Source organism: Ilumatobacteraceae bacterium (assembly GCA_033344875.1).
Classification (GTDB): Bacteria; Actinomycetota; Acidimicrobiia; order Acidimicrobiales; family Ilumatobacteraceae; genus Ilumatobacter.
Genome location: JAWPMO010000001.1, coordinates 2,470,184 through 2,484,183 on the forward strand (window position 1 = coordinate 2,470,184; position 14,000 = coordinate 2,484,183).

Consider the following 14,000-nt stretch of genomic DNA (forward strand, 5'->3'; position numbering starts at 1 on the left):
TCAACGACCCGGCACCAGGAGCGCGTCGGCCACGGCCGCATGACAGCCGACCGTGCCGTCGACGACCTGTGTGATCCCGAAATCGACCGCCACCGAGGCGAGCGAATACGCCTCGTCGACGCTGAACCCTCCCCGGTCGACCAGCAACCGCAGCGCCAGGTCGGCGGTCATCGCCATCGCTTCGTCGAGGTCGTCGCCGAAGCCGTGGGTGAACCAGTGCGTGTCGGTGCGGAGCAGCGGCGAGGTCGTCGTCACGTCGTCCGCGAGCGAAAGACGGAGCTTCACGTCGAGCGATGCCTCGATCGCCGTGCCGCAGATCTCGCCGTCGCCCTGACTGAAGTGCGGGTCACCGACGTAGAACCCGGCACCCTCACGGAACACGGGATAGTGCACGGTCGCGCCCGGACCGAACCGCCAGTTGTCGACGTTGCCACCGAACACACCGGGCGGGATGCTGCTGACACGGCCCTCGGGCGCAACACCCATCACGCCGAGGTGGGGTCGAACGGGCACCGACACCTCCCGGCCGAACGGTTGCCGCGATGCCGGGTCGGGTGGGGTGACGACGCCCGGGACGTCGTACAGCTCGAGCGTGGTGAAGTCGAACGCGAATTTCGGTCGGGCCGTCGACGGGAATCCGCCGGCCGGAGGGTCGACGAGTTCGTAGATCGTGATGCGCTCCTTGCCCATCCGTTCGTGGAGCAGGCCCCAGTTCGCAGCGCAGTTCGAGCCGTACGGCAGGCGGGGCCGCATCTCGAGGATCTCGACCCGCAGGGTGTCGCCGGGCTGCGCACCGACGACGTCGATCGGCCCGGTCATGATGTGGACGCCGGGGCCGCGGTCCGGCTCCGGGATTCCCGCCCAGATCGCCTCGATCCCTTCGTCCATCAGCAGGTCGGGAGCGTCGCCTGCATGGTGGGTGACGGCTTCGATCCACAGCTCGGTCCCCGGCTCGACGGTGCGCGTCGCAGGGACGTCGGGGTCGAGATGACCCCAGAAGCAGGTCGTCGGATCGGCCGTCAGATCGGTGGTGCTCACGTGGTCTGACCGTAGGACCGGATCGTGAACGGAACGTTTCCGACATGTCACGATTTGCTCGCGCCGCGTCTCGACGGTGCTTCGTCGCTTGGCCCCCTGCCGCGTCGGGTAGACCTGGGCCATGAGTAGCCGTCCGCGCCCCGTCCCGTCCGAGCATGTCGACGGGGTCCTGATCATCGGCGGCGGGTACGCCGGCCTGCATGCAGCGAAGGCTGCCGCCGATGCCGGCGCCGAGGTGACCGTGCTCGATCCGAACGGTCGCCACGACTTCGTGACGCGGCTGGCCGCGGTCGCCGGTCGTGCTGCGTCGACCTCCGACGGCTCACGGGATCTCGCCGCATTCGGACACCGGGTCATCACCGGTACGGCGGTCGGACTGGCCGACGGCGGCGTCACCCTCGCCGACGGGTCGCGCCGGACGGCTGACGCGGTCGTGTTCTGCGCCGGTGCGGGCGAGACACGCCCACCCATCGACGGTATCGACCACGCGCTCCCGCTGCGGACCGCCGAGCACGCCGAGGCGATCCGCAACCGTCTCGACCCCGAAGGAGCGGTGACCGTGATCGGCGGCGGTGCCACCGGGGTGCAACTGGTCGGGGCGATCAGCGCGAGCCGGGCCGCTTCCACGGTCCGCATCGTCGAGGTCGAACCACGACTGCTGCCGACGATGCGACCGGACTCCTCCGAAGGCGCCGCACGGATCCTGCGCAGCCGCGGCGTCGAAATCCTGGCCGACGCGACCGTCGACCGGATCGGCCCGGACCACATCGTCGTGGACGGCGAAGAACTCACGGGCCTGGTCGTCTGGACCGGCGGGTTCGCTCCACGGACCGACGGTCTCGAGGTCGCCCTGAACGACGGCGGACAGATCGTCACCGACGAGTTCCTGCGGGTCTCGGGGATGATCCGCACGTTCGCCGCCGGCGACGTGGCCGAGCACCGCACCGATGACGGCGACACGCTGCCGATGTCGGCGCAGATCGCCGTGCAGGCCGGCGACGCCGCCGGTGAGAACGCGGCCAGGGTCGCACGCGGCGACGAACCCGAACGGGCGTCGCTGTCGCACCAGGGTTGGGTACTCGACCTGAGCGGTCAGCGCGGGATCGCCGAGATCGGCGGGTTCTCGCTGTCCGGGCCGTTCGCCGACCTGATCCCGCCCTTCCTGCACGAAGCGATCGACGTGAAGTCGCTGTTCGGCATGGGCGGGTTCGGCGCCCTCAGGTTCTGATCAGCCGCTGGCTCACTTCTCATTGTCAGTCGTCGTCGACGGTGGCCGGGTTCGGTGGGCTGTCGTCGCCCGGCAGGTTCGACGTGGTGTCGACGAACTCGGAGGGCATGCCCTCGTCGCCCGCGACCTCGTCGTTGCGCGGGTCGTTCGAGGTGTCGTCGGGATCGGCGGTCGGCTGGTCGTCCATGGGGTTCCTCTCATCCGGTGGTCTCCGGTTGCGGGTGAGGTACCCCGGCGCCCGGATGGTCAACCGTCGCTCGTCTCAACCGTTCGTCGCCGTCCGCACGTCGTCGGCCGCTCGCGTGAGCGCATCGGTGGCATCGAGTTCGCCCCGTCGGAGCTGCTCGAGGCGCTCGCCGAGCGGGCCCCAGACCTCGGCCACCGCCACGATGTTGGGGATCGCCACCCCGGCCTCGGCCGACTCGACGAACGCACGTGCCGGGTCCCGCTCGGGAAGCGATCGCGCCACCGCCGACCAGGCCGAGTCCACGACGCCCGCCACGACGAACTCGCGCATCGTGTCGTCGGTGGCGACGTGGTCGGTCAGGAACGACGCAGCGAGCGCCGCCTGCATCGAGTTCGCCGACACGTACCAACCGGTCGCTCCGACGAACGGTCGAGCGGGCTCGCCGCTCATGCGGGGGATCGACGAGACCTCGAACGGGATCTCCGTCTCGGCGAGTTCGGCGAGTTCCCACGGGCCCGACAGCCAGAACGCAGCCTCGCCGTCGATGAACCGCCGGCGGGCCTCGACGTAACCGGTGTCGGGGATCACCCCGGCGCCGACCTGGCGCTCGAGGAACTCGGCGCCGTCGATCGTCGATGCGGCGTCGATACCGACCGAGGCTGCATCGAACCCCGTCGCATCGTCGTATCCGAACACGAAACCGCCGAACGCCGACAGGAACACGAACTGCGCGTAGGCATCGGGGTCACCGGTGCCGCCGGGCACCGCGACACAGGTATCGACCAACGCCGACTCGCACGCGGTGACCAGTTCGTCCCACGTACCGGGGGCGTCGGCGACCAGGTCGGTGTTGCGGTACATCGCCATCGACTCGACCGTCGCCGGCACCGCGTACAGATCACCGTCGACATGGAAGGCCTGGAGCGCCACGCTCATGAACTGCCCGCGGGCGGCGTCGAGCACGACCGGCACCACGAGTTCGCTCTCCACCAGGTCACCCGCCCACACGTGCTCGCCGACGAAGACGTCCGGGGTACGGCCGGTCGTGCCGGCCCCGAGGATCTCACCGCGCACCTCATCGATGTCGACCTCCTCGATCGTCACGGCGACGTCGGTCGCCGTGGTGAACGCAGCCGCCACCGCTCGGAGGACCTCGACGGTACCGGCGTCGGTCCACACGAGGAGTCCGGTCCCGTCGTCGGCGGGCGCGGAAACGTCGATGTCCGACGCGGCATCGCCCGACGGGTCGATCGTCGGCCCGCCGGCGGGCGCGGCGTCGCTGCATGCGGCGACGGTCGCCAGCACGACGACGGCAGCGATTCGCAGCTGCACCGGCATGTCCCCTCCCACTCCTCGATCCGTCGGGCGTCTCCGGGACCGCTGGTTGCGGTGCGCGGTTCGATCGCTCCGACCGACCCGAAGGTAGTTCCCGCCGCATGGCCCGACCGGTACCGCTCCCATGGACCCCGGACGGACGCCGGACGGGCGACACCGGATCGACCCGAGCCGATGCCACACTGACCGGCGTGCCGTCTTGGTCGTCTCGTCGTTCACTGATCGCGCTCCTCGCGATGACGATCGCCGCCTGCAGCTCCGACGTCGTGCCATCGCAGGTCGCCCCACCCACGACGCCCGCGCCGGCGACGAGTCCGTCGTCGACGACCAGCCCCCCTTCGCCCTCCACGACGATCACCGGGCCATCCACCAACCCGACCACCTCCACGACGACGACCACCACCAGCAGCAGCACCACCAGCAGCACCACCAGCAGCAGCACCACGACGACCTCGACCACCAGCGCCACGACGGCGCCGGACACCGGGTCGATCTACGACGTGCGCCCGGCATCCGATCTCCCGGCGCCGCCGCTGCCCGCCGGCTGGACGTCCCAGTCGATCGGGACCTCCGTCGAGGGCCGGCCGATCACCGCGCTGGTCCGGCGTGTCGACTCACCCGACCACGTCGTGCTCGTCGTCGGCGCCATCCACGGCAACGAGCCGGCCAGCCCGCCGACCGTGCGGGCGATGGTCGACGCGACGTTCGCCGACGACGTCGCCGTCTGGCTCGTGCCCGAACTGAATCCCGACGGCGTCGCGGCCGGCACCCGGTGGAATGCGAATGGCGTCGATCTCAACCGCAACTTCAGCTGGGACTGGCGCCCGGAGGACGGCGGCGAGGCCCCCATCTCCGAACCCGAGACGTTCGCGATCACCACGCTGATCGACGGGATCCGACCCGATCTCGCCATCTGGGTCCATCAGCCGTATGGCTACGTCAGCTCGGTCGGGTCGACCGACCGGTCGTTCGAGTCGGCCTGGTCGATCGGTTCCGGGCTCCCCACACGGTCGGGCGTCACCCAGCACGGAGGCGGCGAGAGCTGGACCGTGTTCGAGGCGAGCACCCCGGCGATGCTGATCGAGATCGACACCTGGGCCGCGACCGAGGAGGTCGTGCGTGCCGAGATCGCCGGGTTCCAGTCACTCCTCGACTCGCTCGGCTGGGGCGCCTGAGCCGCGGCCCGTCACGCCGTCACCCGTCGGCGGTTGCTACGTTCCGACCGTCCCCCAGGGAGGTCGAAACGATGCCAGAAAACGACGAGTTCGTGCCAGATCCCGACGCCGTCGCAGCGATGACGTCTTCGCGCCCGATCGGCCACGGTCGGATTCCGGCCTACGACTGGATCGCGCATCACGCCGCGAATCGCCCCTCGCACGAAGCCGTTCGCGAACTCGACACCGGCCGGAGCTTCGCCTACGCCGAACTCGACGAGCGTGTCGAGGCGATGGCGGCACACCTCCGATCGCTCGGCATCGGGCGAGGCGACCGGGTCGGCGTGCTCGCCCACAACGGCGTCGAGTTCTTCGACATCCAGTTCGCCTGTGCACGCACCGGATCGATCTGTGTCCTCCTCAACTGGCGGCTCACGGTCAGCGAACTCGAGTACATCGTCGGTGACAGCTCACCGATGCTGCTGGTCCACGACGCCGAGTTCGCGACCTCCGCCGACGAACTGCGGGAACGCTGCGCCATCGGTCACCTGCTCGAGATCGACGGCGGCAACGCCGACAGCGACTACGAGCGCGCCCTCGCCGAGCAGCACGGCGTCGAGGTCGAGCGGGTCGCTCTCACCCACGACGACGTCGTCACGATCATGTACACGTCGGGCACGACCGGGCTGCCGAAGGGGGCGATGATCACCCACGGCATGAACTTCTGGAACTGCGTCAACCTCGGGATCCCCGCCGGGATCGGTATCGACACCGTGCATCTCAACGTGCTCCCCCTGTTCCACACCGGCGGACTCAACTGCTACAGCAACCCGGTGCTGCATGCCGGTGGGACCGTCGTGATCCTGAAGGCGTTCGATCCGGCCGAGACGCTGCGCGTGCTCGGCGACCCCGACCAGGGGATCACCCACTTCTTCGCCGTGCCGGCGCCGTATCAGTTCATGATGCAGCACCCCGACTTCGACGACACCGATCTCTCGCGACTGCGGGTCGCCGGCGTGGGCGGCGCCCCGTGCGCGCTGACGATCATGGAAGCGTGGAACGAGCGCTGTGTGGCGCTCGCGCAGGGATTCGGCATGACCGAGACCAGCCCGGCGTGCATCTTCCTCGATCCCGGTGACGCACTCCGCAAGATCGGTTCGACCGGCAAGGCGCTGATGCACACCGAGTACCGCATCGTCGACGAGTCCGGTGCCGACTGCGCCCCCGGTCAGGTCGGCGAGCTCTGGGTGGCGGGTCCGAACATCACTCCGGGGTACTGGAACAAGCCCGAGGCGACGGCCGGTTCGTTCGACGGTCGATGGCTCAAGACCGGCGACGCCGCCCGCGTCGACGACGAGGGGTTCGTGTACATCGTCGACCGCTGGAAGGACATGTACATCTCCGGCGGCGAGAACGTCTACCCGGCCGAGGTCGAGAACGTGCTCTACCAGCTCCCGCAGGTGGCCGAGGCGGCGATCATCGGCGTGCCGAACGATCGGTGGGGCGAGGTCGGGTTGGCGGTGCTCGCGCTGAGACCGGGCACCGAGTTGGAGCGGTCCGACGTGATCGAGCACTGCGTCGAGCGACTCGCGAAGTTCAAGGTTCCGTACGACATCACGATCGTCGATGCACTCCCCCGCAACGCGACCGGCAAGGTGCTCAAACGTGAGCTCCGCACGCAGTTCGTCGACACCGACGCGCCGGCGATCTCCTGAGGGCGGTTCAATCGGCGGCGAGCGCGGCCAGCGCGGCGCCGACGACCGCGGCGATCTCGGCGGTCGCGTCGACGGTCACCACCTCGTGCTCGTCGGCGGCCGGTGGTTCGAGCGCGTCGAACTGGCTCGCGATCATGCCGGCGCCCATGTAGTGGCCTGGGCGTCTCGCCGCCCGCTCCTCGGCGGTCGCCATGTCGAGGTCGAGATGGACGAAGCGCACACCGTGCCCGCGCAACCGGTCTCGGTACACACGACGCAGGCCTGAACACGCCACCACGACTCGTTCGTGGCGTCGCAGCACGTCTCGCACGCTCGCGAGCCACGACCAGCGGTCGTCGTCGACGAGCGGGATTCCGGCCGCCATCTTCGCGACGTTGGCCTCGGAATGGAGGGAGTCGCCGTCGACGAACTCGGCGTCCAACTCGACCGCCAGACGCCGCCCGACGGTCGTCTTGCCGGAACCGGCCACACCGGTCACCACGACGCGACACACCGCCGCACCGGACGGGGGCCGGTGCGCTGGCATGGGCCGAGCCTACGGCGTGCCGACCACCGGGGTCGACGATGTCGCTCCTGCGGCCGGGCGTTCGAGCGCCGGGAGCCGGAGCGTGAGCAGCCATGTCACGGCGACGACCGCGGTCGACCCCCACAGTGCGGCACCGAGCCCGCCCCACAGGTAGAGGATCCCGGAGAGCAGCGTGCCGGCGAGCCGCCCGGCGGCGTTGGCCGAGTAGTAGAACCCGACATCGAGCGAAACGTCGTCGCCACTCGAGTAGGCGAGCACCAGGTACGAGTGCAGCGACGAGTTGACCGCGAAGACGACGCCGAACACGACCAGACCGCCGACCACGACGGCGGTCACCGCCACGTCGGCGGCGACACCGACGGCGAGCGCTCCCGAGACGCCGGTGAGCGCGAGCGCCCAACGGCGGGCGGCACCGATCTCGGCGGCGACGGTCGCGAGCGAGCGGCGCAGGAGCCGCGGCGCGAACGACTGGACGATGCCGTAACCGATCACCCAGGCCGCCAGGAATCCACCGATGCCCTCGTACGACCAGCCGAGGACCTCGTCGAGGAAGACGGGCAGCGCGACGACGAACCAGATGTCGCGCGAGGCGAACAGGAACAACCGGGCCGCCGACAACCGGTTGATCGCCGTCGACTTCGACAGCACCGACCGCAACGCCGGCTTCCGCTTCGCCCGGCCGATGTCCTCGTCGAGCAGCACCGCGACCGCGATCAGCGCGACCGCGATCAGGGCGGCCATCACCACGAGCGCCCCGTCGTAGCCGAGCGACGCCAGGAGGGCGGCTCCGACGAAGAACCCGACGCCCTTCAGGGCGTTCTTCGACCCGGTGAGGATCGCGACGAGCCGGAACAGGGCACCGTCGCCGGCGATGAACTTGACGGCGCTCTTCGAACTCATCTTGGTGAGATCCTTGGCGACGCCGGACAGCGCCTGGAACCCCATCACGAAGCCGACCGACAGCCACTCGCGCCAGGCGGCGTCGTGGAACGTGAGCCCGAGGAGCGCGACCACCTGGAGGGCGAGTCCGGCGAGCAGCGTGCGGTTGAGTCCGCTGCGCGCTCCGACCCAGCCGCCGACGAGGTTGGTGACGATGCCCATGAACTCGTACAGCAGGAACAGGAACGCGATCGACACCGGCGAGTAGCCGAGCTCGTGGAAGTGCAGCAGCACCAGCATGCGCAGCGCACCGTCGGTCAACGTGAACGCCCAGTACCCGGCGGTGACCAACGCGTAGTTGCGGAGCTTCACGGGTTCGTTCCCGTCATCGACCCGGTGAGGACGAGGCGCCGACCCGGGCGGCCAGTTCGGCCATGCGGTGCACGTAGCCGTACTCGTTGTCGTACCAGGCGAGCACCTTCACCATCCGACCGTCGACGACCATCGTGGACGGTCCGTCGACGATCGAGGACCGTGTGTCGTTCGTGTAGTCGGCGGAGACGAGCGGTCGATCCTCGAATCCGAGGATGCCCTGGAGTTCACCCTCGGACACCTCCCGCAACAGCCCGTTGACCTCGTCGACCGTGACGTCGCGGGCCATCGTGAACACCGCATCGGTCAGCGACGCGTTCAGGAGCGGTACCCGAACGGCGATCCCGTTCAGCTTCCCGGCCAGTTCGGGGTAGATCATCGTGATCGCCGTCGCGGACCCCGTCGAGGTGGGGATCAGCGAGTTGAGCGCCGACCTGGCCCGGCGCAGGTCCTGGTGCGGGGCGTCGACGAGCACCTGCGTGTTGGTGACATCGTGGATGGTGGTGATCGCCCCCCGTTCGATCCCGATCCGTTCGTGGAGCACCTTCACCACCGGTGCGAGACAGTTGGTCGTACACGACGCGGCCGTGACGACGTGGTGAATCGCCGGGTCGTACAGGTGGTCGTTGCAGCCCATCACGACGTTGAGCACCCCGTCGCTCTTCACCGGGGCCGCCACGACGACCTTGCCGACGCCACGCTCGAAGTACGGCGCCAACGACTCGGCGGTCCTGAACTTGCCGGAGCACTCCAGCACCAGATCGATCGATGCCGCCGACCACGGCACGTCCCCCGGCGACGTGTGCGACGAGTACGACACGGCGTGACCGTCGACGACCAGGCCGCTGCCGAACTCGTCGACGGTGATCTCGCCCTCATACCGGCCGTGCACCGTGTCGAACTCGACGAGATGGGCCGCCGTCGCGACGTCGGCGAACGGCTCGTTGACGTGCACGAGTTCGAGGCCCGGCTGCTCACGGAGCGCTCGGACGACGAGCCGCCCCATTCGTCCGAACCCGTTGATCCCGACCCGAACGGTCATGACGCCGGTTCCGAGATGGCGCGGTCGAGACCGAGTTCGCCGATCAGCGTCTCGACCCTGGCACGGATGTCGTCACGGATCTCTCGCACCACCTCGATCGGCTGGCCCGACGGATCACGGAGGTCCCAGTCTTCGTAACGCTTGCCCGGGTAGATCGGACACGCGTCGCCGCAACCCATCGACACGATCACGTCCGCCGCCATGGCGATCTCCTCCGTCCACGGCTGCGGCAACTCCGAACGGATGTCGATCCCGACCTCGGCCATCGCGTCGGCGGCAGCCTGGTTGATCTCGACACCGGGGTCGGTGCCCCCGGAGAACACATCGACGCGGTCTCCCACGAGGTGACGCAACCACCCGGCCCCGATCTGTGACCGGCCGGCATTGTGGACGCACAGGAAGAGCACGGCGGGTTTCCCGAACGCACCGAGTTGGATTCGCGCCAGCGCACGCAGGCGATCCCTGGTCAGGCGCTCGATCAGGATCGGGAGCCACATCGTGAACTTGGCTTGCGATTCCAGCAGTTCCTGCGAGCTGTGCATGTACCGCTCGATCGTTTCGGTGTTGAACGTCCCGGCGAACTCGGTTCGCAGCCGCTCCGCCGCCTGACGGATCAACATGATCTGTTCGGTCGTCAGCGTCGTCGGATCGGTTGCTCGTTCGGTGTTGTCGGCCACGATGGGTCTCCGGTTCTGTTGTTCAGAGGGCGACCGCGCGAATGCGGTCGTCGAGTTGGGCGACGACCGCGTCGAACGCGGCGTTGGTGCCGATGGCGACGGGATCCGGCAGCGACCAGTGCCACCAGTCCGGCGTCGCGTCGAGTTCTTCGTGCGCTTGGTCGCAGACGGTGACGACCTGTTCGTCGTCGTCGAATGTGTCGAGTCGGCTCGGCCGACCGCCCGACAGGTCGAGTCCGATGCGCCTCCCGGCGGCGATGGCCCCGGGGTGCACGGCGTCGGCTGGGTGCGTCCCCGCCGACCTCGCTGCGCCACCCGTGCGCGCTGACCACATGGCGGCCGCGAGCTGCGACCGGGCCGAGTTGTGGCTGCACACGAAGAGCACACGGTCGACGGATCGCGCGCCGATGGGCGCAAGTTCTGCCAGCGGGTCGTGTCGGAGCCGGACGTAACGTCGCCGCCGGTCGCCCGACGACACGAGACGCTCGATCAACCCGACCGACTCGAGCACGTCGAGGTGGTGTGCCAGCAGGTTGGACGGCACCCCGGTGCGGGCGGCCAACTCGGTCGGTGACCGGTCGGTGATCGACAGCTCGTCGACGATCGCGAGCCGAGCCGGCTCGCCGAGCGCCGCGTGGACGGCGGCTCGCTGCGCCGAGCGGCGCGCCGTGGGGCCGTCGTCGTCGGCGGTGTCGTCCATGCCGACGAACCTACCGACTCAACGACCATTGACTCAATACGTATTGAGTCAATTCACCTGGTGTTCACCGGCCGACGTTCACGCCGTGTCGACCAGGGTCTCGGCAGTGGTCCGGTCGGTGACCAGGCAGGTGACGAGCCTGCCGGTCAACGCCCCCCGAATGGCGTTGACCTTGCGCGCCCCACCGGCGACCGCGATCGAACGCGGGACCGCTCGGATCTGATCGAGGCTGACGCCGATGACCCGGTCGCGCAGCCCTCCGAGCACCTCGTTGCCCTCGGCGTCGAAGAAGCGCAGGCACACGTCGCCGACCGCGCCCCGCGCACCGAGTTCGTCGAGTTCCGACGGGTCGAACACGTTGCCGCTCTGTGCGAGCAGTGGCGAGGGTTCGAGTGCGCCGATCCCGGCCAACGCGACCGTGAGCTTGGGGAACAGCGACGAGGCACGGCTGACGAACTCGTCGTCTTCGAGAATCCGCCGCGCCTCGCTCGAACCCACGATCCCTGGCACGGGGAGGAAGACCGGCGACCCGTGGAGCAGTCTCGCCATCCGTCGCGTCAACTCGGTCGCGTAGACCTCGGCGCCGGGGTCGCCGACGCCGCCCAGCGTCTGGACGACCGTGACGCCTTCCGCCGAACGCACCGGCCGCATCGCGTTGACCGTGGCGAGCAACGTCGAGCTCCACGACGAGATCCCGACGACGTCGCGCGATCTCACGGTCGTCTCGATGTGCAGCGCAGCAGCCGACCCGAGCGCATGCATGAGCGAGACCTCGTCGTCGTCGGACGCGTCGACCACGATCGCCTCCGCCAACCCGAACCGTTGTCGGAGCTCCTCCTCGAGGGAGATGTTCAACCCGGCCGGCGGGTTGATGGTGATCCGAACCACGCCCTCGGTGACCGCCTGCTTGAGGAGCCGGGAGACCTTGGCCTGACTCAACGTGAGCTGCGCCGCGATCTGGGGTTGGCTGAGCCCGTCCTCGTGGTACAGACGCGCGACCCGCACGAGGAGCCGCTGGTCGGCAGTACTCATCGTCCACACCGTACCCAGTGCCGAGACCGTGCGATGGCGTGCGCGTCGGTCCGCGTCGGTGTCGGCATCATGGGAGTCGTGGGTGTCGGGGGGAGGGGCCCGCCGGGCCGCGACGTCGGTGAGGACGTCACGACCCGACGGGCCAGGACGATCGTCAGCAGGGGTCGGTGGACCCGGTGGGTGCGAACGATGCGTATTGGCAGGCGTTGTCCGGGGTGAGGAGCACCATGTCGATCGACTGCTTCTCCGGCTTGCCGGTGCTGCCGTTCTTCAGGTACTCGTCAGCCTGGATCACCGCTTGTTCGGCCATCTCCGCAACCGGCTGCAACGACGTCGCCTTGAGCTCACCGTTGCCGATCGACTGGATCGCGTCGTCGCTCCCGTCGAACCCGACCACGATCACGTCGTCACGACCCGCCGCGATCAACGCAGCCTGCGCACCCAACGCCATCGTGTCGTTGCCCGCGATGACACCCTTGATGTCGGGGTTCGCCTGCAGGATCGACTCCATCACCGTGAAGCCCTCGGTCTGACTCCAGTTCGCCGTCTGCTGGGCGACCATCTCCATGTCGGGGAAACTGTCCAACACGTCGTGATAGCCGTCGCTGCGAACATGCGCATTCGCGTCGACGTCACGACCGGTGAGCTCGGCGTACTTGCCCTCACCCTCCATCAGCTCCGCGAAGTACTCCGCCAGGATCGTCGCACCCTGGAAGTTGTTCGACACGATCTGCGACACGGCGACGCCCTCCTCGCTGATCTCACGATCAACCAGGAAACTCGGGATCCCGGCATCGGCTGCAGCCTGCACCGCTGCCACCGATGCGTCGGTGCCCGCGTTGTCCAACACGATCGCCGCGACCTGCGACGTGATACAGCTCTCGATCAACTCGAGCTGCTTGTTCGCATCGTCATCGTGCACCAACTGCCGCGGCTCATAACCCAGCTCGACCGCCTTCGCCGCAGCGATGTCCGACATCGACCCGAAGAACGGATTCTCCACCGGCGGCACGATGATGCACATCGCCTGGGTAGCACCTTCGTCGCCGCCGTCGTCGGGCGTCGAGCCACACGCGTCGGTGGACCCGGTGGGTGCGAACGATGCGTATTGGCAGGCGTTGTCCGGGGTGAGGAGCACCATGTCGATCGACTGCTTCTCCGGCTTGCCGGTGCTGCCGTTCTTCAGGTACTCGTCAGCCTGGATCACCGCTTGTTCGGCCATCTCCGCAACCGGCTGCAACGACGTCGCCTTGAGCTCACCGTTGCCGATCGACTGGATCGCGTCGTCGCTCCCGTCGAACCCGACCACGATCACGTCGTCACGACCCGCCGCGATCAACGCAGCCTGCGCACCCAACGCCATCGTGTCGTTGCCCGCGATGACACCCTTGATGTCGGGGTTCGCCTGCAGGATCGACTCCATCACCGTGAAGCCCTCGGTCTGACTCCAGTTCGCCGTCTGCTGGGCGACCATCTCCATGTCGGGGAAACTGTCCAACACGTCGTGATAGCCGTCGCTGCGAACATGCGCATTCGCGTCGACGTCACGACCGGTGAGCTCGGCGTACTTGCCCTCACCCTCCATCAGCTCCGCGAAGTACTCCGCCAGGATCGTCGCACCCTGGAAGTTGTTCGACACGATCTGCGACACGGCGACGCCCTCCTCGCTGATCTCACGATCAACCAGGAAACTCGGGATCCCGGCATCGGCTGCAGCCTGCACCGCTGCCACCGATGCGTCGGTGCCCGCGTTGTCCAACACGATCGCCGCGACCTGCGACGTGATACAGCTCTCGATCAACTCGAGCTGCTTGTTCGCATCGTCATCGTGCACCAACTGCCGCGGCTCATAACCCAGCTCGACCGCCTTCGCCGCAGCGATGTCCGACATCGACCCGAAGAACGGATTCTCCACCGGCGGCACGATGATGCACATCGCCTGCGCAGCACCATCCCCACCACCATCGTCGCCCGGTGGTTCGGCGGTCGATGTGTCGTCGTCGGTCCCCGTTGCGTCCGACGTCTGCGTGTCGTCATCCCCCGATCCGCATGCGCCGATCAGGGCGGCTACTGCGAGTACCGCAAGCGCCTTTCTGGTGGTTCTCATCATGTTCC

Annotated in this window: 13 protein-coding genes; 3 read left to right on the forward strand and 10 right to left on the reverse strand. The window is 68.4% G+C overall.

Going from position 1 to position 14,000, the window contains the following annotated elements; genetic code table 11:
• Window positions 1-1,038 carry an acetamidase/formamidase family protein gene (locus R8G01_11635; GenBank protein MDW3214645.1) on the reverse strand — a complete coding sequence of 346 codons (1,038 nt, stop codon included), beginning with the start codon at window positions 1,036-1,038 and terminating at the stop codon, window positions 1-3.
• Window positions 1,039-1,159: 121 nt separating this feature from the next.
• Between R8G01_11635 and R8G01_11640 the strand changes: the two genes are divergently transcribed.
• Entirely contained in the window at window positions 1,160-2,266 is a 1,107-nt protein-coding gene (locus R8G01_11640) for an FAD-dependent oxidoreductase (protein MDW3214646.1), read from the forward strand.
• A 25-nt stretch (window positions 2,267-2,291) separates the two neighbouring features.
• Here R8G01_11640 and R8G01_11645 read toward each other — a convergent pair whose 3' ends face one another.
• Together R8G01_11645 and R8G01_11650 are read right to left on the reverse strand one after the other, a co-directional pair.
• Complete coding sequence (locus R8G01_11645; protein ID MDW3214647.1) at window positions 2,292-2,453, reverse strand: hypothetical protein; 162 nt, start codon at window positions 2,451-2,453, stop codon at window positions 2,292-2,294.
• Window positions 2,454-2,528: 75 nt separating this feature from the next.
• Window positions 2,529-3,791, reverse strand: a complete 1,263-nt coding sequence (locus tag R8G01_11650) for an extracellular solute-binding protein (protein ID MDW3214648.1) — start codon at window positions 3,789-3,791, stop codon at window positions 2,529-2,531.
• A 188-nt stretch (window positions 3,792-3,979) separates the two neighbouring features.
• Here R8G01_11650 and R8G01_11655 point away from each other — a divergent pair, with 188 nt between their 5' ends.
• Window positions 3,980-4,963, forward strand: coding sequence for a DUF2817 domain-containing protein (locus R8G01_11655; GenBank protein MDW3214649.1), 984 nt, complete (start codon window positions 3,980-3,982; stop codon window positions 4,961-4,963).
• Window positions 4,964-5,034: 71 nt separating this feature from the next.
• A complete protein-coding gene (locus R8G01_11660; GenBank protein ID MDW3214650.1) occupies window positions 5,035-6,657 on the forward strand; it encodes a long-chain fatty acid--CoA ligase in 1,623 nt (540 codons plus the stop codon).
• Window positions 6,658-6,664: 7 nt separating this feature from the next.
• Here R8G01_11660 and R8G01_11665 read toward each other — a convergent pair whose 3' ends face one another.
• The 7 genes from R8G01_11665 to R8G01_11695 all read right to left on the reverse strand — a co-directional run bounded on the left by R8G01_11665 (window position 6,665) and on the right by R8G01_11695 (window position 13,992).
• Complete coding sequence (locus R8G01_11665; GenBank protein ID MDW3214651.1) at window positions 6,665-7,183, reverse strand: gluconokinase; 519 nt, start codon at window positions 7,181-7,183, stop codon at window positions 6,665-6,667.
• Window positions 7,184-7,192: 9 nt separating this feature from the next.
• Window positions 7,193-8,434, reverse strand: coding sequence for an organoarsenical effux MFS transporter ArsJ (gene arsJ / locus R8G01_11670; protein MDW3214652.1), 1,242 nt, complete (start codon window positions 8,432-8,434; stop codon window positions 7,193-7,195).
• Window positions 8,435-8,447: 13 nt separating this feature from the next.
• Window positions 8,448-9,476: an ArsJ-associated glyceraldehyde-3-phosphate dehydrogenase gene (locus R8G01_11675; protein ID MDW3214653.1), complete on the reverse strand. Its 1,029-nt coding sequence runs from the start codon at window positions 9,474-9,476 to the stop codon at window positions 8,448-8,450.
• On the reverse strand, window positions 9,473-10,153 hold the full coding sequence (locus R8G01_11680; GenBank protein ID MDW3214654.1) for an arsenate reductase ArsC: 681 nt from the start codon (window positions 10,151-10,153) through the stop codon (window positions 9,473-9,475). The genes R8G01_11675 and R8G01_11680 overlap by 4 nt, the downstream gene beginning before the upstream one ends.
• 22 nt (window positions 10,154-10,175) lie before the next feature.
• A complete protein-coding gene (locus R8G01_11685) occupies window positions 10,176-10,853 on the reverse strand; it encodes a helix-turn-helix domain-containing protein (protein MDW3214655.1) in 678 nt (225 codons plus the stop codon).
• Between the two features lie 78 nt (window positions 10,854-10,931).
• Complete coding sequence (locus R8G01_11690; GenBank protein MDW3214656.1) at window positions 10,932-11,885, reverse strand: sugar-binding transcriptional regulator; 954 nt, start codon at window positions 11,883-11,885, stop codon at window positions 10,932-10,934.
• Between the two features lie 154 nt (window positions 11,886-12,039).
• Window positions 12,040-13,992, reverse strand: coding sequence for a D-ribose ABC transporter substrate-binding protein (locus R8G01_11695; protein MDW3214657.1), 1,953 nt, complete (start codon window positions 13,990-13,992; stop codon window positions 12,040-12,042).
• Between the last annotated feature and the right edge of the window lie 8 nt (window positions 13,993-14,000).